The 24,043-nt window shown below is 70.7% G+C and carries 21 protein-coding genes; 19 read left to right on the forward strand and 2 right to left on the reverse strand.

Translation table 11 applies throughout. The features are described 5' to 3' along the window. The 6 genes from ACFE8Y_RS06070 to dxr all read left to right on the forward strand — a co-directional run. On the forward strand, positions 1-1,019 hold a 1,019-nt coding region (locus ACFE8Y_RS06070), incomplete at its 5' end, for a 30S ribosomal protein S2 (RefSeq protein WP_375463493.1). Positions 1,020-1,218: 199 nt separating this feature from the next. Further along, a complete protein-coding gene (gene tsf, locus ACFE8Y_RS06075) occupies positions 1,219-2,145 on the forward strand; it encodes a translation elongation factor Ts (protein ID WP_375463494.1) in 927 nt (308 codons plus the stop codon). A gap of 154 nt (positions 2,146-2,299) precedes the next feature. Beyond that, positions 2,300-3,022 (forward strand): UMP kinase, encoded by a 723-nt coding sequence (gene pyrH / locus ACFE8Y_RS06080; RefSeq protein WP_375463495.1) that lies wholly within the window; start codon positions 2,300-2,302, stop codon positions 3,020-3,022. Positions 3,023-3,201: 179 nt separating this feature from the next. Then, positions 3,202-3,765, forward strand: coding sequence for a ribosome recycling factor (gene frr, locus ACFE8Y_RS06085; protein ID WP_375463496.1), 564 nt, complete (start codon positions 3,202-3,204; stop codon positions 3,763-3,765). A 386-nt stretch (positions 3,766-4,151) separates the two neighbouring features. After that, on the forward strand, positions 4,152-5,018 hold the full coding sequence (locus tag ACFE8Y_RS06090; protein WP_375463497.1) for a phosphatidate cytidylyltransferase: 867 nt from the start codon (positions 4,152-4,154) through the stop codon (positions 5,016-5,018). A 13-nt stretch (positions 5,019-5,031) separates the two neighbouring features. Continuing rightward, positions 5,032-6,210 carry a 1-deoxy-D-xylulose-5-phosphate reductoisomerase gene (gene dxr / locus ACFE8Y_RS06095; RefSeq protein ID WP_375463498.1) on the forward strand — a complete coding sequence of 393 codons (1,179 nt, stop codon included), beginning with the start codon at positions 5,032-5,034 and terminating at the stop codon, positions 6,208-6,210. 42 nt (positions 6,211-6,252) lie between these two features. Here dxr and ACFE8Y_RS06100 read toward each other — a convergent pair whose 3' ends face one another. Continuing rightward, entirely contained in the window at positions 6,253-6,900 is a 648-nt protein-coding gene (locus tag ACFE8Y_RS06100; protein ID WP_375463499.1) for a TetR/AcrR family transcriptional regulator, read from the reverse strand. 128 nt (positions 6,901-7,028) lie between these two features. Between ACFE8Y_RS06100 and ACFE8Y_RS06105 the strand changes: the two genes are divergently transcribed. The 13 genes from ACFE8Y_RS06105 to minE all read left to right on the forward strand — a co-directional run bounded on the left by ACFE8Y_RS06105 (position 7,029) and on the right by minE (position 22,367). After that, on the forward strand, positions 7,029-8,249 hold the full coding sequence (locus tag ACFE8Y_RS06105; RefSeq protein ID WP_375463500.1) for an HlyD family secretion protein: 1,221 nt from the start codon (positions 7,029-7,031) through the stop codon (positions 8,247-8,249). A 6-nt stretch (positions 8,250-8,255) separates the two neighbouring features. After that, on the forward strand, positions 8,256-9,836 hold the full coding sequence (locus ACFE8Y_RS06110) for a DHA2 family efflux MFS transporter permease subunit (protein WP_375463501.1): 1,581 nt from the start codon (positions 8,256-8,258) through the stop codon (positions 9,834-9,836). Between the two features lie 210 nt (positions 9,837-10,046). Beyond that, a complete protein-coding gene (locus ACFE8Y_RS06115; RefSeq protein ID WP_375463502.1) occupies positions 10,047-11,204 on the forward strand; it encodes an RIP metalloprotease in 1,158 nt (385 codons plus the stop codon). Between the two features lie 390 nt (positions 11,205-11,594). Then, a complete protein-coding gene (gene bamA, locus ACFE8Y_RS06120) occupies positions 11,595-14,153 on the forward strand; it encodes an outer membrane protein assembly factor BamA (RefSeq protein WP_375463503.1) in 2,559 nt (852 codons plus the stop codon). A gap of 53 nt (positions 14,154-14,206) precedes the next feature. After that, positions 14,207-15,265, forward strand: coding sequence for a UDP-3-O-(3-hydroxymyristoyl)glucosamine N-acyltransferase (gene lpxD, locus ACFE8Y_RS06125; RefSeq protein WP_375463504.1), 1,059 nt, complete (start codon positions 14,207-14,209; stop codon positions 15,263-15,265). Between the two features lie 213 nt (positions 15,266-15,478). Beyond that, positions 15,479-15,943 (forward strand): 3-hydroxyacyl-ACP dehydratase FabZ, encoded by a 465-nt coding sequence (fabZ, locus tag ACFE8Y_RS06130; RefSeq protein WP_375463505.1) that lies wholly within the window; start codon positions 15,479-15,481, stop codon positions 15,941-15,943. After that, entirely contained in the window at positions 15,940-16,758 is an 819-nt protein-coding gene (lpxA, locus tag ACFE8Y_RS06135; RefSeq protein ID WP_375463506.1) for an acyl-ACP--UDP-N-acetylglucosamine O-acyltransferase, read from the forward strand. The genes fabZ and lpxA overlap by 4 nt, the downstream gene beginning before the upstream one ends. 5 nt (positions 16,759-16,763) lie before the next feature. Beyond that, complete coding sequence (locus ACFE8Y_RS06140; protein WP_375463507.1) at positions 16,764-17,636, forward strand: LpxI family protein; 873 nt, start codon at positions 16,764-16,766, stop codon at positions 17,634-17,636. A gap of 85 nt (positions 17,637-17,721) precedes the next feature. Further along, positions 17,722-18,876, forward strand: a complete 1,155-nt coding sequence (gene lpxB / locus ACFE8Y_RS06145) for a lipid-A-disaccharide synthase (protein ID WP_375463508.1) — start codon at positions 17,722-17,724, stop codon at positions 18,874-18,876. A gap of 740 nt (positions 18,877-19,616) precedes the next feature. Then, positions 19,617-20,264: a septum site-determining protein MinC gene (gene minC / locus ACFE8Y_RS06150; protein ID WP_375463509.1), complete on the forward strand. Its 648-nt coding sequence runs from the start codon at positions 19,617-19,619 to the stop codon at positions 20,262-20,264. Between the two features lie 324 nt (positions 20,265-20,588). Continuing rightward, positions 20,589-21,206 carry a septum site-determining protein MinC gene (gene minC / locus ACFE8Y_RS06155; RefSeq protein ID WP_375463535.1) on the forward strand — a complete coding sequence of 206 codons (618 nt, stop codon included), beginning with the start codon at positions 20,589-20,591 and terminating at the stop codon, positions 21,204-21,206. A gap of 40 nt (positions 21,207-21,246) precedes the next feature. Next, complete coding sequence (gene minD, locus ACFE8Y_RS06160; protein ID WP_375463510.1) at positions 21,247-22,062, forward strand: septum site-determining protein MinD; 816 nt, start codon at positions 21,247-21,249, stop codon at positions 22,060-22,062. After that, positions 22,059-22,367, forward strand: coding sequence for a cell division topological specificity factor MinE (minE, locus tag ACFE8Y_RS06165; protein WP_375463511.1), 309 nt, complete (start codon positions 22,059-22,061; stop codon positions 22,365-22,367). Before minD ends, minE begins: the two co-directional genes overlap by 4 nt. Before the next feature lie 118 nt (positions 22,368-22,485). Here the strand turns inward: minE and ACFE8Y_RS06170 are convergent, their stop codons facing one another. Next, the gene (locus ACFE8Y_RS06170) at positions 22,486-23,877 is read right to left on the reverse strand and encodes a cytochrome P450 (protein ID WP_375463512.1); all 1,392 of its coding nucleotides are present in this window, start codon (positions 23,875-23,877) and stop codon (positions 22,486-22,488) included. Positions 23,878-24,043 lie beyond the last annotated feature (166 nt).

Here is a 24,043-nt window from a genome sequence, read left to right on the forward strand (position 1 = left end):
TCGGGCACCAGTCGCACCGCTGGAACCCGAAGATGCAGCCCTACATCTTCGGCACGCGCAACAACATCCACATCATCGACCTCGCGCAGACCGTGCCGGCGCTGCATCAGGCGCTGCAGGCGGTGAGCGACACCGTCGCCAAGGGCGGCCGCGTGCTGTTCGTCGGCACCAAGCGCCAGGCGGCCGATACGATCGCCGAGGCCGCCAAGCGCTCGGCGCAGTACTACGTCAACTCGCGCTGGCTGGGCGGCATGCTGACCAACTGGAAGACCATCTCGGGCTCGATCTCGCGCCTGCGCAAGGTCGACGAGACCCTGGACACCGGCGGCCCGGGCCTCACCAAGAAGGAGCGCCTGATGCTGTCGCGCGAGAAGGACAAGCTGGAGAAGGCGCTCGGCGGCATCAAGGACATGGGCGGCGTGCCCGACCTCCTGTTCGTGATCGACACGAACAAGGAGCAGCTCGCGATCAAGGAGGCCCAGCGCCTCGGGATTCCCGTGGCGGCAATCGTCGACACCAACTGCAACCCGGACGGCATCACCTACGTGGTCCCGGCCAACGACGATGCGGGCCGGGCGATCGCGCTGTACTGCGACCTGATCGCGCGGGCGGCGATCGACGGCATCTCCCGCGGGCAGGGCTCGTCGGGCGTCGATCTCGGCGCCTCCGAGGTCCCGATGGCCGAGGAGCTTCCCGCCAACGACGACGCGGCGGTCTCGGTCGAATCCGGTGCGCTCGATCCGGCGGATGTGGCCATGCTCGCCGAATCGACCGAGCATTTCGAGCTGCTCGCCGCCCCGCGCGGCGCGCCCGACGACCTGTCCAAGCTCCATGGCGCCGGACCGCAGATCGTGCAGAAGCTCAACGACGCCGGCATCTATCATTACTGGCAGATCGCCGCGATGAGCCCGGAGGACGTCGCCAAGGTCGATGCCGACCTGAAGCTCAACGACCGCTTCGGCCGCGAGGGCTGGGTCGCCCAGGCGCGCGGCTTCGTCGAGGCTCAGGCCGCCGCCTGAAGACCTGCGCTGAGCGGCTCCCTCTCCCGTTCGGGAGAGGGTTGGGGTGAGGGATCCAGGTCTCTCCGGAGAGGTCGCCTCCCTCACCCTGTCCCTCTCCCGCACGGACGAGGGGACCCGCGCTCGATCGAATCATTCCGGCCCGGCCGCTTCCAGCGCGCCGGGCCTCTGTCATCTGAACGACGCGAAAGGACCGGCCATGGCCAACATCACCGCCGCGATGGTGAAGGAGCTCCGCGAGAAGACCGGCGCGGGCATGATGGACTGCAAGGGCGCGCTGAACGAGACCGCGGGCGATCTCGAGGCGGCCATCGACTGGCTGCGCAAGAAGGGGCTGGCCAAGGCCGCCAAGAAGGCCGGGCGCGTGGCGGCCGAGGGCCTCGTGGCCGTCGAGTCCTCGGGTCACCACGCCGCGATCGTCGAGGTGAACTCCGAGACTGACTTCGTCGCGCGCAACGACGGGTTCCAGGCCTTCGTCCGCGAGGTCGCCAAGACCGCCCTCGACACCGACGGCACGCTGGATGGCCTCCAGGCCGCGCACTTCCCGGGCGACAGCGCCACCGTCGCGGAGAAGCTCCAGAGCCTCATCGCCACCATCGGCGAGAACATGAACCTGCGCCGCGTGGCCAAGCTCGACGTGGGCAAGGGCGTGATCGCGAGCTACGTCCACAATCAGGTGACCGAGGGCCTCGGCAAGATCGGCGTCCTCGTCGCGCTCGAATCCGCGGGCGACGTCGAGGCGCTCTCGACGCTCGGCCGCCAGATCGCGATGCACGTCGCGGCAACGAGCCCTGTGGCGCTGGACGCCTCGGGCGTCGATCCGGCGACCCTGGAGCGCGAGAGCAACATCCTGCGCGAGAAGAACGCCGGCAAGCCGGACCACGTGCTCGCCAAGATCGTCGAGAGCGGCCTGAAGACCTACTACAAGGAGGTCACCCTCCTGGAGCAGCCCTTCGTTCACGACGGCTCGAAGACCGTCTCCCAGGTGCTCAAGGAGGCCGCAGGCAAGGTCGGCGCGCCCATCGCCCTCACCGGCTTCGTGCGCTACGCGCTCGGCGAAGGCATCGAGAAGGAGGACGGTCCCGACTTCGCCACCGAGGTCGCCCAGCAGGCCGGCCGCACCTGATCCGTCCTGGAACCGTCGACGGCGGGAAGCCCCGGCCGCGAGGCTGGGGCTTTTTGCATCTCCGGGTGGAGCCATGCCCTCGACGGGTTCGTGCGCCCTGACGTAGAAGCCCCTCGCAACGAGCCGCGGCGCGTGCGCTGGGAGGGGATGGACGATGCCGGAGACGACGCCGTTTCGCCGGGTCCTCGTAAAACTCTCCGGCGAGGCGCTCGCCGCCCCCGACGGCTACTGGCTGCACCCGCCGACGCTCGCCGGCTTGGCCGAGGACATCGCCCGCGCCATCGAGACCGGCATCGAGATCGCGCTCGTCGTCGGCGGCGGCAACATGATCCGCGGCGCCCGCATTTCGCAGGCGGGCTTCATCGACCGCGCCACGGGCGACTCGCTGGGCATGATGGCCACCGTGATGAACTCCCTGGCGCTGGAGACGGCGCTGAACGCCGCCGGCGTCCCGGCCCGCACCATGTCGGCGGTCTCGATGCCGACGATCTGCGAGACCTACGCGCGCCAGCCGGCGCTCCACCACCTCGACAAGGGTCAGGTGGTGGTGCTCGCCGGCGGCACCGGCAACCCGTACTTCACCACCGACACGGCCGCCGTGCTGCGGGCGGCGGAACTGCGCTGCGACGCCGTGCTCAAGGCGACGCAGGTCGACGGCGTCTACTCCGCCGATCCGAAGCGGGACCCGACCGCCATCCGCTACGACCGCATCACCCACGACGAGGCGATCGCGCGCGACCTCAAGATCATGGACACGGCGGCCTTCGCGCTCGCCCGCGAGAGCCGCCTCTCGATCGTCGTCGGCTCGGTCCACCCGCCGAGTTCGATCACCGCGATCCTGACCGGCGCGAGCGCCTCGACCCACGTCGTTCCCTGAGCCTCCCTCACTGCCTTGCTCGGGCTGAGGCGGAATGATGCCGAGGAAATCATTGCGGATTTGCCGCGGCGTCCGGTTTGCGGACGCCACGGTTTTCGTTCATTGAACCCGTGACAGCCTCCGGCCTCGCAGGCCGGGGCGTACCACGAACACCCAGGCGTTTCGGGACCTTCAAGACGATGGCCACACCGGACTTCGACCTCGCCGACCTCAAGCGCCGCATGCAGGGCGCGGTCGCTGCGCTCTCCAAGGATCTCGGATCGCTGCGCACAGGGCGCGCGACGCCCAGCATCCTCGACCCGATCCAGGTGGACGCCTACGGCGCGTCGATGCCGATGGCGCAGGTGGCCACCGTCAGCGTGCCGGAGCCGCGCCTTCTCTCGATCTCGGTGTGGGACCGCAGCATGGTCACGGCGGTCGAGAAGGCGATCCGCGAGTCCGACCTCGGCCTCAACCCGCAGACCGAGGGGCAGACCATCCGGCTGCGCATCCCCGAGATGAACGAGCAGCGCCGCAAGGAGATGGTCAAGGTCGCCCACAAGTACACGGAGGAGGCGCGCGTGGCCGTGCGCCACGTGCGCCGCGACGGGCTCGACCACCTCAAGAAGCTCCTGAAGGACAGCGCCATCTCCGAGGACGACGAGAAGCGTCAGGCCACCGAGGTGCAGAAGGTCACCGACCAGCACATCGCCGACGTCGACGGCGTGCTCGCAGCCAAGGAGAAGGAGATCATGCAGGTGTGAGGCGGCCCTCTCCGTCGGCCGCCGCGCGATGAGGGCGAAGGCGTGTTGCCGATGCCCGGATGAGGCGCGGGTCTTCACACCCTTCGCGGGAGAGGGACAGGGTGAGGGATGAGAACGCGCCGGAATGGTCACGTCCCTCACTCCAGCCCTCTCCCCCTGGGAGAGGGGCCACCCGGCGCTTCGCCCGGGTCCACGAAGAATCGTTTCCGACGGATGTGTGAATCCTCAAAGCCCGTGCGGGAGAGGGGGTCGGGTGGAGCTGCCCGCCGTCGGCGCGGCGGCGCCAACGCCATGATTTCGGAAAGGCGCGAGGGGAGGGAACGCGTGGACGGTCAACACTCTGCGCGACACGCCATCGCTGAAATCCTGCCCGCGCCGTGGGCCGGATGACGGCGGCCCCGGACGCCGCCGCGGCGGGCACGCGGAAGAATCCCTTCGCGAACCGCGAGTTCGGCCTGCGCGTCGTCTCCGGTGTGGTGCTCGCCGTCGTCGCCGTCTCGGCGCTGGTGCTCGGCGGCTGGCCGTTCGCGCTGATCTGGCTCGTCGCCGGTATCGTCGGGGCAGGCGAGTGGATCGGCATGAGCCGCACCGGCCCGCGCCGGGCGCTCCTCGCGATCATCGCCGTGGCGCTTCTCGCGGCAGCCGCGTGCGCCCACGCCGATGCGCCCGCCCTCGTGATGCCAACGGTGCTCGCCCTCGGGGCGGTCCTGTGCGTCGTCGTCGCGCAGGGCGGCCCGGGGCGCCTGCGCGCGCTCGGCGCCCTCCTCGGCGGCGGCGTGATCGCCCTCGTACCGGTTGCGCTCCGGGACGCGCCTACGATCGGCATTCTCGGCCCGGCCTGGATGTTTGCCGTGGTGTGGTCGACGGACGTCGTCGCCTATGTCACCGGCCGCGCGCTCGGCGGCCCGAAGCTGATGCCCCGCGTCTCGCCGAAGAAGACGTGGTCGGGCGCGCTCGGGGGCTTGGCCGGTGCGGTCGCTGCCGGCATCGGCCTCGTCGCGTTCGCCCGTCCGCAGGGCTGGAGCCCGCTCGCGGACACGCCGCTGCCCCTCGTCGCCCTCGTCAGCGCGGCGGCGTCCGTGCTCAGCCAGGGCGGCGACCTGCTCGAATCCGCCCTGAAGCGCCGCTACGGCGTCAAGGATTCCGGGAAATCCATTCCCGGCCACGGCGGCGTCATGGACCGGCTCGACGGCTTCTTCGCCGTCGCCCTGCTCGCCGGCCTGTACCTGATCCTGCGCCGCCTCGCGGCATGACGGAGTTCTCGCCGTGACCCTCACCGTCACCATCCTCGGGGCCACCGGCTCGATCGGTCGCTCGACCGTCGATCTCCTGGCTCAGCACGCCGACCGGTTCCGCGTCGGCGCCGTCGTCGGCGGACGCGACGCGGCGGCGCTCGCCAGGGTCGCGCGCGAGACCGGGGCCGCCTTCGCGGCCCTGGCGGACGGGGAGGCCGGTCCGGCGCTCGCCGAGGCCCTGTCGGGCTCCGGCATCCCGTGCGGGGCCGGCGAATCCGCGGTGCTGGAGGCTGCGGCGCGCGACGCCGACATCGTCGTCGCCGCGATCAGCGGTGCGGCCGGCCTCAGGCCCACCCACGCGGCCCTGCGGCTGGGGCGCACCGTGGCGCTCGCCAACAAGGAGAGCCTCGTGTGCGCGGGCGACGCCTTCATGCGCGACGCCAAGCGCTGCGGGGCCCGCATCCTGCCGATGGACTCCGAGCACGACGCGCTGGCTCAGGCGCTGGCCGGGCGCTCCATCGACGACGTGACGACGATGATGATCACCGCGTCCGGCGGCCCGTTCCGGACTTGGCCCGCCGAGCGGATCGCCGCGGCGAGCGCCACCGAAGCCGCCGCGCACCCGACGTGGTCGATGGGCATGAAGATCAACATCGACTCCGCGTCCCTGATGAACAAGGGCCTCGAACTGATCGAGGCGCACCATCTGTTCGCGATCGAGCCCGCGCGCCTCGGCGTGATCGTGCACCCCCAGTCGATCGTCCACGGGATGATCTACTGGTGCGACGGGGCCGTGAGCGCCGAACTTGCGATGCCGGACATGCGGGTGCCGATCTCCCACTGCCTGGGGCTGGGCGACCGCCTCACCATCGCCCGCGGCCGGCCCCTCGACCTCGTCGCCGCCGGCAGCCTGACCTTCGAGGCCGCCGACGAGGCGCGCTTCCCGTGCCTGGCGCTCGCCCGCGCGGCGCTGTCGGAGGGCGGCGCGGCGCCGACGGTGATGAACGCGGCCAACGAGATCGCGGTTGCCGCCTTCATCCGCGGCGCGCTCACGTTCTACGGCATCGCAGCCCTGGTCGAGCGGGCCTGCACGCACTTCGCGGGCGTTCACCGCGTAGCGCCCGAGGACGTCGACGCGGCGCTGGCGATCGATGCCGAGGTGCGGGCCTGGAGCGCCGCGGCGCTGCCGCGGATGCGCGCAACGGGCTGACGGGAATGTCGGTGGATCGCGCCGGGAGCCACCCGGCTCCGCTCAGGTCTCCGGCCCGTACCCCGCGAAGAACACCCGCACGGCTTCCGCGATCCGGTAGTCGATCTCCTCGCCCATCACCGGGCCGCCGGCGCAGAACAGCAGCCGCGTCAGCAGACCGGCCTGGCACAGGTGCAGGAAATGCTTGGCGGCGAGGTCCGTGTCCCGCGCCCGCAACCGGCCGGCCTCGACCTGGACGTCGAGGTAGGCCGCCAAGCGCGTCACGCCCTGTGCCGGGCCGGCCTCGAAGAAGGCCTGCCCGAAGCGCGGGAACTTCTCGCAGGCGCCGATCACCATGCGGATCAGTGCAACGTGATCGGGCCGCACCATCTCCACGAGGTAGGTCGTGCCGAGCCGAGTCAGGACGGCGGCGACGTCAGGGTCGTCGGCGTCGAGCCGGAACAGCGCCTCGGCCAAGCACCGCTTCGCCTCCAGGGTCAGCGCCTCGAACAGCGCCTCCTTGCTGTCGAAGTACACGTAGAGCGTGCCCTTCGAGACGCTCGCGGCGCGGGCGATCTCGCCCATGCTCGCCCCGTCGAACCCGGCCGCCATGAACACGCGGCGCGCCCCGTCGAGGATCTGGCGGCGCTTGTCGCCCTCTGCACCCGCCTGAGCCTGAACCGGTTCCAGCGTCGTCGCGCCCGCGGACATCGTCATGATCCTGATTGACCGAACCGTTCGGTCAATGATACTTAGCGGCTGGCGGTGATGTGCGTCAACTCGCGCGCGCTGCTGACCGAACGGTTCGGTCATCATATTTCGAAGTCGGGATGGCGGCGATGTCACTTCGCGAGGACGGCGACCGGACGGAGGCGGCAAATCCTGCGGTGGACGAGGCACGGCCGGATCGCGAGAGTCCCTCGACCGTGGCCCGCAGGCCGGCGGACGCGCCCGCGGCAGCAGCCGTCGCGACCGCGCCGACCGCCAGGAAGCGTCCCGTCAAGAAGCTTCTCCTGCTCGGCGCTCTGGCCGCGGCGCTGACCGGCGGCGGCTACCAGGGCTGGCAGTGGTGGAGCGTGGGCCGCTTCTTCGTCTCGACCGACGACGCCTACGTCCAGGCCGACATCGCCGTGCTCGCCGCCAAGGTCTCCGGCTACCTCGACGCGGTCCCGGTGGTGAACGGTCAATCGATCCGAAAGGGCGACGTGATCGCGCGCCTCGACGACGGCGATTACCGCCTCGCGCTCCGGGCCGCACGGGACAAGCTCGCGACCCAGGAGAGCACGATCCTCCGGATCGGCCGTCAGGCCGAGGCCGCGCAGGCGCAGGTGGCGCAGATGGCGGCCCAGATCGACGCGGCCAGGGCCGATGCGGTGCGGGCGCTGGCCGACTACAACCGCTCGACGCAGATGCAGGCCGACTACGTCGCCAAGTCCCGCCTCGATCAGGCCAAGGCCGACCGCGACCGCACCGAGGCTACGGTGAAGGGCGCCGAGGCCGGCCTGATCGCGGCCAAGGCCAACGTGGATGTGCTCAGAGCCCAGCAGCGCGAGGCCGAGAGCCTCGCCGCGGAACTGCGCACGGCGGTCGACCGGGCGCAGCGCGACGTCGATTTCGCGGTGATCCGGGCGCCCTTCGACGGCGTCGTCGGCAACAAGGCGGTGGAAGCCGGTGCCTACGTCTCGCCGGGCTCGCGCGTCGCCGCCCTGGTGCCGCTGCGCAGCGTGCGGATCGACGCGAACTTCAAGGAGACGCAGCTCGTCCGGGTGCGGCCGGGCCAGCGCGCAATCATCGAGGTCGATGCCTATCCCAGCCGCGAGATCGTAGGCGAGGTCGAGTCGCTCTCGCCTGCCTCGGGCTCGGTGTTCAGCCTGCTGCCGCCGGACAACGCGACCGGCAACTTTACCAAGATCGTCCAGCGCCTGCCGGTCCGGGTGCGGGTGCCGGCCGACGTCGCGGGCGAGGGCCTGCTGCGTCCCGGCCTGTCGGTGGTCGTGCGCGTCGACACCCGCGCGGGCGCCGACGCGCCTCTGATCCGCGCCGCCGAGCGGCAGGACTGACGCGCGATGGCCGCAACCGCCGCCCTGGCCCCATCCTCGGCCGTTCCTGCCGAGCCGCCCCTCGACCGCCGCCGCATGGTGGCGTTCATCTGCATGGTCTTCGGGATGTTCATGGCGATCCTGGACATCCAGATCGTCTCGGCCTCCCTCAACGAGATCCAGGCCGGGCTGTCGGCGTCGGGCGACGAGATCCCCTGGGTCCAGACCAGCTACCTCATCGCCGAGGTCATCTCGATCCCGCTCTCGGGCACGCTCTCGCGGGTGCTCTCGACCCGGTGGATGTTCGTGATCTCGGCCGGCGGCTTCACCGCGATGAGCGTGATGTGCGCGACCTCCTCCTCGATCAACGAGATGATCGTCTGGCGCGCGCTCCAGGGCTTCATCGGCGGCGGCATGATCCCGACGGTGTTCGCCTCGGCCTTCACGATCTTCCCGCCGTCCAAGCGCGGCATCGTCTCGCCGATGATCGGCCTCGTGGCCACGCTCGCCCCCACCATCGGCCCCACCGTCGGCGGCTACCTCACCGACCTCCTGTCCTGGCACTGGCTGTTCCTGATCAACGTCGTGCCGGGCATCTTCGTCACGGTCTCGACGTGGGTTCTCGTCGATTTCGACAAGCCGAACCTCGACCTGTTCAAGAGCTTCGACTGGTTCGGGCTGGCCTTCATGGGGGGCATGCTCGGCTCCCTCGAGTACGTGCTGGAGGAGGGGCCCAACCACGATTGGATGCAGGACGAGGCGGTCGCCGCCTGCGCCGTCGTCGGCGCGGTCTCCGGCATCGGGTTCTTCTGGCGGGTGTTCACGGCGCGCCAGCCGATCGTGGACCTGCGCGCCTTCTCGGATCGCAACTTCGCCACCGGCTGCGTCGGGAGCTTCGTCCTCGGCATCGGCCTCTACGGCTTGACCTACCTCTACCCGGTCTACCTTGCCCGGGTGCGGGGCTACTCGGCCCTGCAGATCGGCGAGACGATGTTCGTCTCGGGGCTGTGCATGTTCGCCACGGCGCCGATCGCGGGCCGGCTCTCCGGCAAGGTCGATCCGCGCATCCTGATGGCGATGGGCTTTGCGGGGTTTGCCGCCGGCACCTGGATCGTCACCGGGCTGACCAAGGACTGGGACTTCTGGGAGCTCCTGTGGCCGCAGGTGCTGCGCGGCTGCTCGCTGATGCTGTGCATGATCCCGATCAACAACATCGCGCTGGGCACGCTGCCGCCCGCCCGGATGAAGAACGCGTCCGGCCTCTACAATCTCACGCGCAACCTCGGGGGCGCCGTCGGGCTCGCGCTCATCAACACCCTGATGAACGACCGCTGGGACCTGCACCTCGCCCGGCTGCACGAGCGCTTCACCTGGGCGAACGCCGTCGCCCTGGAGCGCCTCGACGCCATGCGGCGCCAGTTCGAGCCCTTCGGAAGCGACGCCGAGCGGATGGCGTTGAAGGCGATGGGCAACACCGTGCGCACGCAGGGGCTGGTGATGAGCTTCGAGGACGTCTTCCTGGTGCTGACCGGCCTGTTCCTGCTGATGGCCCTCGCCACGCCGCTGATCCGCCGTCCCGGTGCAGTGGCCGGCGGGGGAGGGCACTGAGGGCGTCTCGCTCTCACGCGCGGCGTCCGCGCGGGGATTATCGGGGACAAGCCCGCGTCCCGGGCGGGCGCCCGTCGCGGTTCGCGCGTGCCCGTGCGAGGTTGCCCCATCGCCCGCCGCGGGTTTGCGTTGGATCACGCCCGTCCCGATCTGCTACAGCGGTGGGCATGGCCCGATCGAGGCCCGAGGATCGACGCCGAGGATCGACGCATGGAATTCCTGTCCGCGATGGGCGGCACGGCGGCCGGCTTCTTCGGCGCGGTGATCCCGTTCCTGTTCGTGCTCACCGTCGTCGTGTTCGTGCACGAGATGGGACACTTCCTGGTCGGGCGCTGGTGCGGGGTCGGCGTCCACGCCTTCTCGCTCGGCTTCGGGCCGGAACTCGCGGGCTTCAACGACCGGCGCGGCACCCGCTGGAAGCTCTGCGCCATCCCGCTCGGCGGCTACGTCAAGTTCCACGGGGACGCCAACGGCGCCAGCGTTCCCGATCCCGAGACCCTCGCGCGGATGAGCCCGCAGGAGCGGGCGATCAGCTTCCCGACCCAGCCCGTGGCCAAGCGCGCCGCGATCGTCGTGGCCGGTCCGGTGGCCAACTTCATCCTGGCGATCCTGCTGTTTGCCGGTGCGATCTGGCTCGGCGGCCGCTACGAGCTGCCCGCGCGCGTCTCCGCGGTCGATCCCGGCAGCGCCGCCGCGCAGGCCGGGTTCGAGCCCGGCGACCTGATCAAGACCATCGACGGCGAGCCCATCCCCGACTTCAACGCGATGTACCGCGTCGTCACCGGCAGCGCCGGGACCACGCTGCGCTTCGTCGTCGAGCGCGCCGGCGCCGAGCGCGAGATCACCGCGACCCCGCAGACCTACGAGGAGAGCACGAAGTTCGGCCGCCATCGGATCGGTCGGCTCGGCATCCGTTCGCCCGCCGCCTCCGAGGCCAAGCTCGTCACCTACGGTCCGCTGGCCTCCGTCGGCCTCGGCGTGCACGAGACCGTCTTCGTGGTGGAGCGCACCTTCTCCTACCTCGGCAAGCTCGCCACCGGCCGCGAATCCGCCGATCAGCTCTCAGGCCCGATCGGCATCGCGCGGGTGTCGGGCGAGGTCGCCAAGGTCGGCGGCGTCGGCGGCCTCATCGGCCTGATCGCGCTGCTGTCGGTCTCGATCGGCATGCTCAACCTGTTCCCGGTGCCCCTGCTCGATGGCGGCCACCTGCTGTTCTACGCCTGCGAGGTCGTGCGCGGCCGGCCGCTGAGCGAGCGTGCCCAGGAGATCGGCTTCCGGGTCGGGCTGGCACTCGTCCTCGTGCTGATGCTGTTTGCAGCCTGGAACGACATCCTCAACCTCGGCGCCTCGTGGGGACGCGCGACCTGACCGCGTCCGGTTCGCCACATTCCGGCCGTCCTTGGCGGTCCGCGGGGTCCCGGGGCCGCCACGGGACCCGTTCGGTGGCGCCTCAATGCTGACCGAATTGGAACGAAGGCTACCGCTCCACGACGGCGTTCCGTTCCGAAAACATGCTGTCCTACAGAAGTTTACACATCATTCACCCTGCGGCGAACTGACATGGAACTTCTCGTCGTCGTTAAGTGGCCCTAAGGCCACGACCCGCCAAAATCCCCTCGGATCGTCTCCCCGCGGCGTTTGCTTGGCAGGGGAATCCCGCTAAGAGCTACGCTTGGACCAGGTACACGGGACGGTCGGCCAACGACCGCTCGTGGCGGGTGCGAACCCGTTCCGACACGAAGACAGACGGGCGAATAGATGATGTCGATGACGGGGAAGCGCCGGCGAAAGTCGGTGAAGCGGACCATCGTCCTAGCCGCAGCGGCAGGCCTCGCGCTGGTCGGCGCGGCGCAGGCTCAGCAGATCGTCGTCCAGGGCAACCGGCGCGTCGACGCCGACACCATCCGTTCCTACGTCACCGGCACGTCCTCCGGCTCCGCCGAGGAGGCCCGGCGCAACCTGCTCGCCAGCGGCATGTTCTCGGACGTGAAGGTCGCCGCCAGCGGCGGGCGCACCGTCGTGACGGTGCGCGAGAACAACCTCATCAACCGGGTGGTGTTCGAGGGCAACAAGAAGATCGAGAAGGCCACCCTTGAAGGTCAGATCGAGGCCAAGGCCCGCGGGGCCTTCAGCGAGGGCGTCATCAAGTCGGATCTCGAGCGGATCAAGGAGGTCTACCGCCGCGCCGGCCGCGGCACCGCCAAGGTCACCTACCGCACCGTCGACCTGCCCAACGGCAGCCTCGACGTGATCTATCAGATCGACGAGGGCGACAAGACCGGCATCGTGTCGATCAACTTCGTCGGCAACAACGCCTACTCGGAGTCGAAGCTGAGGGGGCTGATGTCCTCCTCGGAGATGAACTTCCTGTCGTTCATCAAGACATCGGACGTCTACGACCCCGACCGCATCTCCAACGACATGGATCTGGTGCGGCGCTACTATCTCAAGAACGGCTACGCCGATTTCCGCATCGTCAGCGCCGATTCCCGCTACGTCGAGGGCCCCGATGCCAACGGCTGGGTGATCACGGTCACCGTCGACGAGGGCGAGCAGTACACCGTCGGCGCCGTGGCGGTCGATTCACGCCTGCCCGGCCTCGATACGGGCAAACTCGACGGCGAGGTCCGCACCGCGATCGGCGACGTCTACAACGCCGAGGACGTGGAGAAGACGCTGACGGGCGTGACCAACCAGGTCGCGCGCGCCGGCTATCCCTTCGCGCAGGTGCGCCCCACCGGCCAGCGCGACCGCGCGACCCATCAGGTCTCCCTCGGCTTCGTGGTCGAGGACGGGCCGCGGGTCTACGTCGAGCGCATCAACGTCCGCGGCAACACGCGCACCCGCGACTACGTCATCCGGCGCGAGCTCGATATCGCCGAGGGCGACGCCTACAACCGGGTGCTGACCGATCGCGCCGAGCGCCGCCTCAACGGCCTGGGCTTCTTCAAGAAGGTCCGCTTCTCCAACGAGCCGGGCTCGGCACCCGACCGGGTCGTCATCAACATCGACGTCGAGGATCAGCCCACGGGCTCGTTCTCGGTGGCGGGCGGCTACTCCACCCAGGACGGCATCATCGGCGAGGTCTCGGTCTCGGAGTCGAACTTCCTCGGCCGCGGCCAGTACGTCCGCGTCGCCGGCACCGGCGGCCAGTACTCCCGCGGCGTCGACTTCTCGTTCACCGAGCCGTACTTCCTCGGCTATCGCCTCGCCGCCGGCTTCGACGCCTTCTACAAGTACAGCGACCTGACCCGCTACTCGCGCTACGAGACCACCGTCTACGGCGGCCAGCTCCGCATCGGATTGCCGGTGACCGAGGAGTTCGGCGTGACGCTGCGCTACTCGCTCTACAACACCGAGCTGAAGGTGCCCAACGGCATCAAGCAGCCCTACAACGACTGCTCCAACCCGATCCCCGGCTTCACGCCGCGCTACGACCCCGGTACGGTCATCAACGGGCAGAACGTCGGCGGCCTCGCGCAGTACCCGGCCTGCGCCTACACCGGCGAGGCGTCGATCGCGATCAAGGGCTCGCAGGGCAACACGCTCACCTCGCTTGCCGGCCTGACGCTCGCCTACTCGACGCTCGACGTGATCGGCAACCCGCGCAACGGCCTCTACGCCGAGCTGAAGCCCGACCTCGCCGGCCTCGGCGGCGACTCGAAGTTCTTCCGCATCACCGGCGACGCGCGCTACTACAAGGAACTCTACGAGGACGTGGTCGGCTTCGTCCGCATCCAGGGCGGCCACGTCGAGGCCCTCGACGGCAATCCGCTGCGCATCACCGACCAGTTCTTCCTCGGACCGTCGCTGGTCCGCGGCTTCGCGCCGAACGGCATCGGCCCGCGCGACGTCGGCACGACGGACGCCCGCTCCAACGCGGTCGGCGGCTCGACCTACGTCGGCGGCACCGTCGAGATCCAGTTCCCACTCTACGGCATTCCGCGGGACCTGGGCCTGAAGGGCGCGGTCTTCGCCGATGCGGGCACGCTGTTCGGCTATCACGGCCGCCGGAGCTTCGACGTGAACGGCGACGGGTTCATCAACGGCTTCAGTCCCCAGACGGGCTGCAACTTCAACGCCTTCACCATCGGCATCGAGCCGGAGTGTGTGAACGTCCGCGACAAGACCACCATCCGATCCTCGGTCGGCGCCTCGATCCTCTGGAACTCGCCGCTCGGCCCGATCCGCTTCGATTACGCCTACGCGCTCAGCAAGGACGAGGGCGAGAAGGTCTTCCTTGCCAACGGCGTGATCGGCCACATCGGCAAGGACCAGACGCAGGCCTTCCGCTTCTCGGGCGGCTCGCGCTTCTGACGCGACAGCGTTTGCGCGCCGCCCGGATCGTCCGGGCGGCGCGTTGTCCCCCCATGCCAGATCCCGTCTTCTTCACCGCAAGGCCCGGTCTCAGCCTCGGCGCCATCGCCGAGGCCGCCGGCGTCGGTCTCCCTGAGGGCGTCGATCCGGGCAGACCGCTCGACGGCGCCGCCGCCCTGGAGAGCGCAGGTCCGCGCGACCTCGCCTACATGGACAACGCCCGCTACGGCGAGGCCCTGGCCGCCACGCGGGCCGGCGCCTGCCTCGTCGCGCCGCGCTTCTCCGCCCGCGTGCCGGCCGGCACCGTCGCCCTCGTAATCCGCGACCCCTACCGCGTCTACGCCGCGCTGCTCGGCCGCCTGCACCCGGACGCCCTACGTCCGGGCTCGCAGTTCGGCGCCCGCGGCATCGCGCCGGGCGCCCACGTCCACCCGGACGCCCGGCTGGAGGAGGGCGTCACCGTCGATCCCGGCGCCGTGGTTGGCCCCGCCGCGGAGATCGGCTCCGGCACGGTGATCGGTCCCGGCGCCGTCGTCGGGCCGAACGTCCGCGTCGGGCGCGACTGCGCCGTCGGCGCCGGCGCCACCCTGAGCCACGCGCTGCTGGGCAACCGGGTGATCGTCCATCCCGGCGCCCGCATCGGCCAGGACGGCTTCGGCTTCGCCATGGGCGCCACCCATCTCAAGGTGCCGCAGGTCGGCCGCGTCATCGTCCAGGACGACGTCGAGATCGGCGCGAACACCACCATCGACCGCGGGGCCAGCCGCGACACCGTGATCGGCGAGGGCACCAAGATCGACAACCTCGTGCAGATCGCCCACAACGTGGTGATCGGCCGCCATTGCGTGATCGTGTCGGGCGTCGGCATCTCCGGCTCGACGACGCTGGAGGATTACGTCGTCCTCGGCGGCCAGGTCGGCGTGGTGGGCCACCTGCGGATCGGGCGCGGCGCCCAGATCGCCGGCTCCTCGAACGTCAACCGCGACGTGCCCCCCGGAAGCCGCTGGGGCGGTACGCCGGCCAAGCCCGTCCGCGCGTGGTTTCGCGAATTGACGACGCTCGCCCGCCTGGCCGAGCGCTCGGGCCGCGACGAGCCCGAAGAGAAAGCCTGACCGCGCGTTGCCGCGAAGCGCGGCGGCCGTCGGCCCCCGATACCGCAGCGCGGCGATGAATCGGCGCGAGAGCGACCGGCCCGCCGTCCGGCGATCACCCGACGCGACGCTTGCATCGCGACGCCGTTCTGGTCGAAAGGACGCGTCGGCCGTGGCGGACGAGCGGGCGCCGGGCGTGTCCGGCCCGAGCCCGGACGAGGTGCGAAGGGATCGATGAGCGAGACGGTGCGTGAACTCGGCTCGGCCGACATCCAGAAGGTGCTGGAGCTGCTGCCGCACCGCTACCCGTTCCTGATGATCGATCGTATCATCGAGATCGACCGCGACGAGAGCTGCGTCGGCATCAAGAACGTCACGGTGAACGAGCCCCAGTTCACCGGGCACTTCCCGAACATGCCGGTGTTTCCCGGCGTGCTGCTGATCGAGGGCATGGCTCAGGCGGCAGGCGCGATCTGCTGCCGGCACATCCTGGAGAACGACGTGCAGACCAAGCAGGTGTTCTTCATGACCATCGACAAGTGCAAGTTCCGCAAGCCCGTCGTGCCCGGTGATCAGGTTCGCTTCCACATGCGGAAGATGAACCACCGCCGGACCATGTGGTGGTTCCGCGGCGAGGCGCGCGTCGACGGGGCGCTGGTCGCCGAAGCCGAGATCGGCGCCATGCTGGTGACGGCGTGAGCGCGCCCGCCATCCATCCGAGCGCCATCGTGGAGGACGGCGCCGAGATCGGCGACGGGTGCCGCATCGGCCCGTACTGCCACGTCGGCCGCAAGGTCGTGCTCGGGGCCGCGTGCGAACTCGTCAGCCACGCGGTCGTCGCCGGCGACACCCGCATCGGCGCCCGCACCCGGATCTATCCCTTCGCCTCGATCGGCCACCCGCCGCAGGACCTCAAGTACCGCGGCGAGGCCTCGACGCTTCGGATCGGCGCCGACTGCCTGATCCGCGAGGGCGTCACCATGAATCCCGGCACCGAGGGCGGCGGCCTGGAGACGGTGGTCGGCGACCATTGCACCTTCCTCGCCAATTCCCATGTCGGCCACGACAGCCACGTGGGCAACGGGGTGATCTTCTCCAACAACGTGATGCTCGCCGGCCATTGCAGCGTCGGCGACTACGCGATCCTGGGCGGCGGCGCGGCGGTGATCCAGTTCGCCCGCGTCGGGGCGCACGCCTTCATCGGCGGCCTCTCGGCGCTGGAGAACGACTGCATCCCCTACGGCATGGTGCTCGGCAACCGCGCCATCCTGTCCGGCCTCAACATCATCGGGCTGCAGCGCCGGGGGTTTCCCCGCGAGGACATCCACACGCTCCGCCGCGCCTACCGCCTGCTCTTCGCCCCCGAGGGCACGCTGATGGAGCGGGTCGAGGACGTGGCGACGGAGTTCGACGCCCATCCGCTGGTGCGCGAGGTCCTCGACTTCATCCGCGTCGGCGGCAAGCGCTCGATCTGCACGCCGCGCGAGGCGTCGACCTCCGTCGGCGCGGCCTGAACCGGATGGCCGCCCGGCCGGGACCCGAGGCGCCTGCCTCCGGGACGCTGGTCCTGGTCGCAGGCACCGGGCGCCTGCCCGAGCGCGTCGCCGAGTCCCTCGACCGGGCGGGCCGCACCTTCAAGGTGCTGGCGCTGCGCGGCTTCACCGACCGGCCGATGCGGGCGCGGGCCGACGCCACCGTCGATCTGCTCGACGTCGGCGAGACCCTGCGCATCCTGAAGGCCTGGGGCCCCGCCACGATCGTGCCGGCCGGCGGCGTCGCGCGCCCGAGCCCGGCCGCGATCCTCAATGCGGCCGCGGCCCTGCGCAACCGCGAGGCCCTGCGCAACCTCACGGGCGGAGGCGATGACCGTCTGCTGCGCGGCGCCGTGATGCTCCTGGAGGAGAACGGCCACCGGGTGCTCGGCGTCCACGAGGCGGCCCCCGATCTCCTCTGCCCGGCGGGCCGGATCGGCCGGCACGCGCCGGACGCGGCCGCCCACGCCTCGATCGCCACCGGCCGGGCGCTGCTCGCCGCGCTCTCCCCCTTCGATGTCGGGCAGGCGGCGGTCGTCGCCGCCGACCGGGTGCTCGCCGTGGAGGGGCCGGAGGGCACCGACCGCATGCTGGCGCGTGCCCGCGCGCTCGGGCGCCGGCCCCTCGGGCACGGCCGGCCGCTCCCCGCGACCGTGCTGGTCAAGTGTGCCAAGACGGCCCAGGATCTGCGCATCGACCTGCCGGCGGTCGGCCCGCGCACCGTGCGCAACGCGGCCGCGGCGGGCTGCGGCGGGCTGGCGATCGAGGCCGGTCGCACCCTGGTGATCGACCGTCCGGAGACCGTCGCCGAGGCCGACCGGCTCGGCCTGTTCCTGATCGGCCTGGACGTCATCGCATGAGCCCGACGGCTTTCCGGACCGGTCGGCCGACAACCCGCTGCGGCCCGTGCGGCGGACGTCCCCCGGTTCACCGAAGGCCGCGCACATGAAGATCTGGCTCGTGGCGGGCGAGGATTCGGGCGACCAGCTCGGCGCCAAGCTGATCGCGTCGCTGCGCGACCTCGCCCCCGGCCCGCTCGCCTTCGGAGGGGTCGGCGGCGAGGCCATGGCCGCCCACGGCTTCGCCTCGCTCTTCCCCCTCGATGACGTCGCGGTGATGGGCTACCTGCCGGTGCTGGCGCGGCTTCGCACGCTGCTGCGCCGCATCCGCCAGACGGTCGACGACGTCGTCGCCCACCGCCCCGACGTGCTCGTCATCATCGACAGCCCCGGCTTCACCCACGCGGTCGCCGCGCGCGTCCGCAGGCGGATGCCGGATCTGCCGATCATCGATTACGTGTCGCCCAGCGTCTGGGCGTGGCGCCCGTGGCGGGCGAAGGGCATGCGCCGCTTCGTCGACCACGTGCTGGCCCTGCTGCCGTTCGAGCCGGAGGCGCATCGCCGGCTCGACGGGCCGCCCTGCACCTATGTCGGCCACCCGCTGATCGAGCGGTTCTCGGAGTTGCGCCCGGACGCGGGCGATGCCGCCGCCCGCGAAGCGCGGCCCTGGAGCGTCGCGGTGCTGCCGGGCTCGCGCCGCTCCGAGATCGAGCGCCTGATGCCGGTGTTCGGCGAGACCCTGGCGCGGCTGGCGCGAACCGTCGGCCCGGTCGAGGCGGTGCTGCCCGCGGTCACCCGCCATCGCGCCCTGATCGAGCGCCTCGCCGTCGCATGGGACGCGCCGGTGCGGATCGTTGCGGGCGAGGCTGCGAAGTACGCCGCCTTCCGTCGGGCGCGGGCGGCGCTCGCCGCGTCCGGCACCGTGACGCTGGAACTCGCGCTCGCCGGCGTGCCGATGGTGGTGGCCTACAAGGTCTCGCGGATCGAGGAGGCGGTGGCGCGGCGCCTGATTCAGGTGCCGACCATCGTCCTGCCGAACCTGATCCTCGGGCGGAACGCGATGCCGGAATTCGTGCAGGCCGACTGCACGGCCGACAGGCTCGTGGACGCGCTCGCGCCGCTCGTCACCGGTGGTCAGGCCCGCGACCGGCAGGTCGCGGCGTTGGAGCGCATCGACGGCCTGATGCGGCTTCCCGACGACGAGGCCCCGAGCCGCAGCGCGGCGCGCGTGGTGCTGGCGGCGATCACGACCGGGACCTGAGCTCGACTTTGGCCGATTTGCGGGCTGTCCGTCGGGGTGAGGTGACGAAGCGGGCGTGGCGGTTAGGCGTGTGGCGTCCCCGCCAGGAGACGCCACTGCGAGAGACGCCACCGCGAGAGACTGGGATCACCCTCTTCGTCTGGACGGTCAGGGGACTTGGCTGAACAGGGGCTTGGGTGATGGTTCCGAGCCGGTGTCCTGCGCGTAGACGACGACGTCTTCGTCGCGTGGCTGTGACGGTCGGTCAAGTGCGGGGAGATTGATCCGCGGGCCTACGACACCGTCAGCACGGCACGCGCCTTATACCAAGTCTCATGGGTCGTGACCCATGAGGTCCGGCGGACCACCGCCGCCCCGCAGTCGCGGGGCCGGATCTCAATGAGTCGGGCTCATTGAGATCCGGTATTAATCAGTCGGTGCCTCGCCTTCTACAACGGACGCAGACCCCATTCGAGCGTTGACCGGCGCATCCCCAACCAAGCCTACGTCGACAGTCTGCCGCATCCGGCGGCTGCCTGAACCCGGCAGGAGCCCACTTATCGAAGCTCGGGTCATTGTTCAGACAAACCAAGCCATCTCTGCAGGCTCGGCGCGTGCGCGGTACGCCGTGGGAGGGCCGCAATTGCGTTGCGTGTCGGTGCGCTTCATGCAGAGCGCCGCGCCAAGGACCCTGCGATTCCGTGACGAACCCCCGATCCGACCCGGCCCGTCCACCAATCCGCTTTCGCGGACGCTCGTTCATGGCGACGGTGCTCGCCCCGCTGCCGCCGGTGGCGGACTGGTTCGCCGACCTCGACGCGCTGCGCCGGCGCGCGCCCGCCTTCTTCGCCGGCCGGCCGGTGATTCTCGACCTGACCGGCCTTCGCCTCGACCGGGACGACCTGACCGGTCTCGTCGCCGACCTCGCGGCGCGGGACATCGCGATCTTCGGGATCGAGGGGGCGCCGCTCGACCTCCTCGGTCCCGGCCTGCCGCCGGCGCTCTCGGGGGGACGCCCGGCGGGCGAGATCGCGATGCCGGACGCCCCCCCCGCGGCGGCCGCATCGACGAGTGCGGCCTCGCTGATCCTCGATGCCCCCGTCCGCTCGGGCCAAGCGATCCTGCATCTCGACGGCGACGTGACGGTGATGGGTGCCGTCGCCTCGGGGGCGGAGGTGATCGCGGGCGGCTCGATCCACGTCTACGGCCCCCTGCGCGGCCGGGCGATCGCGGGCGCCGCGGGCAACCCGAACGCGCGGATCTGGTGCAGGCGGTTCGAGCCCGAGCTGATCGCCATCGACGGGCTCTACAAGGCCGCCGATGACCTCGACGCGGGCTTCACGGGCTGCGCCGTCGAGGTTCGCCTCGTCGCGGACGCGATCCGACTGGCGATGCTGGTGCGCGCGTGACGCGCCGTCCCAACATCCCGGCGTGGAAGATCCCGGGACATGATCGCGGCATAGGTCCACGACAGGATCAAGAACCTTAACTCTTCGGTAACCATGTCCGCCGTCAATGATCCGGTAAGGAATCGTTGACCCGTGAAAACACAGATCCTTCCAGATCTCGACCGTCCCGCTTCGGCACAGCCCGAGGAAGCCGTTCCCGCGGCTGCGCTTACCGGACAGGTCGCCACCGAATCGACCGCGCCCGAACCGTCGTCGACGGTCGTTGACCCGGCAGGACATACCCATCGGCGATCGCTTGCCTTCCGCGGACGGGCGTTCAAGGCCCTGGCGCTGAAGCCCGAGCCGCCGCTCGCCGAGTGGCTCGCCGACCTGGATCGGGCGCTCGGGCGCTCGCCGACCCTGTTCGACGGGCGGGCCGTCATCCTCGACCTCGCCGCCCTGCGGCCGGACCCGGATGCGCTGCGGACGCTGATGGCCGACCTGATCGGCAGGCGCATCCGCATCCTCGGGTTCGAGGGCGTCGAAATCATTGCGCCCGGCCTGCCGCCGCTGCTGATCGGCGGACGGCCCAGCGGCAGCCTCGACCTGCCGAGGGTGCCCGAGGAGCCGACCTCCACCTCGATCACCATCGAGGGTTCGGTCCGCTCGGGGCAGACGGTGGTCCATCCGACCGGCGACGTGACCGTGATGGGCTCGGTCTCCTCCGGGGCCGAGATCCTCGCCGGCGGCTCGATCCACGTCTACGGAGCCCTGCGGGGACGCGCCATCGCGGGCGCGGCGCGCAATCCGCGCGCCCGCATCTACTGCCGCAAGTTCCAGCCCGAGCTGCTCGGGATCGACCGCCTCGTTCGCACGGCCGAGGATATCGGGACGCACCTGCACGGCAAGCCCGCGCAGATCTGGCTCGACGGCGGCGCGATCCGGATGGCCCGCCTCGACTGAGACAACCCGGGTTCAAGACCTCGATCAAGGAGCGACACGCGTGGCAAAGGTACTGGTCGTCACATCGGGCAAGGGCGGCGTCGGCAAGACGACCACCACGGCGGCACTCGGGGCCGCCATCGCGCAGGGCGGACAAAGCGTCTGCGTCGTCGATTTCGACGTGGGCCTGCGCAACCTCGACCTCGTCATGGGGGCCGAGCGCCGGGTCGTCTACGACCTCATCAACGTGGTCAACGGCGATGCCAAGCTCAACCAAGCGGTGATCCGCGACAAGCGGCTCGACACCCTGCACCTGCTGCCGGCCTCGCAGACCCGCGACAAGGACGCGCTCACCGACGAGGGCGTCGCGCGCGTGATGGAAGAACTGCGCGAAAAGTTCGACTGGGTGATCTGCGACTCGCCGGCCGGCATCGAGCGCGGCGCGCAGCTCGCCATGCGCCACGCGGACCTCGCCGTGGTCGTGACCAACCCGGAGGTGTCGTCGGTGCGCGATTCCGACCGCATCATCGGCCTGCTCGACGCCAAGACGCTCAAGGCCGAGCGCGGCGAGACCATGGACAAGCACCTGATCCTCACCCGCTACGACCCGGCCCGCGCCGAACGGGGCGACATGCTGAAGGTCGAGGACGTGCTGGAGATCCTCTCGATCCCGCTGCTCGCCATCATCCCGGAGAGCCAGGAGGTGCTGCGCGCCTCGAACCTCGGCTGCCCGGTGACGCTGAACAACCCGCTCTGCGCCCCGGCCCGCGCCTACGCCGACGCCGTGCGCCGGCTCAAGGGCGAGGTGCTGGCGATGAGCATGCCCTCGGATCGCAAGTCCTTCCTCGACAAGCTGTTCATGCGGAGGGCGGCATGACCCTGCTCGGTCTCTTCAACAAGCGCAGTTCGGGCTCGGTCGCGCGCGAGCGCCTGCAGCTCATCCTCGCCCACGAGCGCTCCGAGACCGGCCAGCCGGACCTCGTGATCACGCTGCGCGAGGAGATCCTGGCGGTCATCGCCCGGCACGTCTCGGTGGAGCGCGACAAGGTGAAGATCACCCTGGAGCGCGGCGAGGGCGTCTCGACGCTCGGCCTCGACATCGAGCTTCCGCTGCTGGCGGCCAAGTCCAGGCCGCAGAAGTCGGCCGGCGAAGAGCCGGGAGCCGAGAAGCAGGCGGCCTGAACCGCCGGCGCATCGAACCCCGTGGCGCTCAGGCTCGGCGGCATTCGGCACGTCGGTTCATCGCGTCGCCCCGGCCCCCCGGCACGGTGGCGCTGAACGATCCACCCGGATCGCGAGTCTAACGCGGCGCGAGCCGGAAGTCCGGCGCGTGGTCGGGTTGGGTCGTGACCACGGCGCAGGGCAGGACCGGACGGGCATCGGCCAGGGTGATGCGGAAGCGGGCGACGAGCCGCGCCAACGCGAGCACGGCCTCCGTCAGGGCGAAGTGGGCGCCGATGCAGACCCGGGGGCCGACGCCGAAGGGCAGGTAGGCGTAGCGCGCCACCCGGGGGGCGCCGGGCAGGAACCGGCCCGGGTCGAAGGCGTCCGGATCGGCCCAGAGGGTGCGATGCCGGTGCAGCACCCATGGGCTGACGATCACGATGTCCCCGGCGGCAACGTCGAGGCCGGCGACGCGGTCGGCCTGGAGCGCGCGGCGCACGATGACGAAGGCCGGCGGATAAAGCCGCAGGGTCTCGTCGATCACGGCGCGCGTCAGCGGCAGGCGGCCGTCCTGGGCGCAGCCCACCGGGTCGGTGAGGTCGGCACCACCCGCCTCCCGCGCGACCTGCTCCTGAAGTTCCGGCGCGAGCGCGAGGAGGTAGATGGCCCAGAACAGGGCGACGGCCGTGGTCTCGTGCCCGGCCAGGATCATCGTCGCGACCTGGTCGCGCAGTTCCGCGTCGGAGAAGGCCGCACCCGTCTCGGGGTTGCGGGCGTCCATCAGAAGATCGAGGAGGTCCCGCGCGGGGCGGGGCACGGCCTCGGTCGCCCGTGCCGCGATGATGCGGTCGAGGAAGGGCGTCCAGCGCCGCCGGAACCGGGCCCGCGGCCAATCGAGGGGGGCTGCCCAAGTCGGCGGCATCAGGATGTCGAGAAGGTGGGGCCGCCCGAGCCGCTCGGAATATTCGGCGATGAAGGCCCGGAGTTCCGGCCCATGCCGGTCCATCGCCACGGAGAACATGCTGCGGCCGGCGATCTCCAGGGCGAGGCGGTGCAGCGCCGGGAACAGCGCGACGGGTCCGCGCGCGGCGGCTTCGTCGAGTTCGCGCATCGACGATTCGATCGCATCGTCGATGAGCGGAACGAGGCCGTCGATCATTCTCGGCGTGAAAGCCGGCGCGAGCGCGCGGCGCTGGTGGCGCCACGCCGGCCCTTCGCTGATCAGCAGCCCGTCCCCGAGGATCGGGCGCAGGATGCGGACCGAGCCGGAGGTCCGGGCATAGTTGGCTTGGTTGTCCACGAGAACCCGCCGGATCGCCTCCGGATCGTTGAGCGTGAAGCTCGTGCGGCCCAGCAGGCCGCGGCGCAGCACCGGCTCCTCGTAAGCCCTGCGCGGCCAGCCGACGAGCGCGTTGGTGCGGAGCGCCGTGAGATAGGAGAACAGCGGCGGCGCGCGCTCCGGGGGCGTACGGAACGGCGGCACGAGGCGCGGGACCGCCTGGGACGCTGCGGCGCGGCCCGGAGCCACTCCTGAGCCCTTCCCCGCGCGTGGTTCCGAGACAACTTCCAAGATCGTCTCCATGGCCGTCGTGAAGCATCGCGTGCCGTGCGGGAATACCGCCGTGCTGCGCACCTGCCACCGGATCGGCAGCGTTTCCAAGGCAGGCTTGAGGCCGAGCCTTCGCGTTGCCCCA

Source organism: uncultured Methylobacterium sp., from assembly GCF_964242245.1.
Classification (GTDB): Bacteria; Pseudomonadota; Alphaproteobacteria; order Rhizobiales; family Beijerinckiaceae; genus Methylobacterium.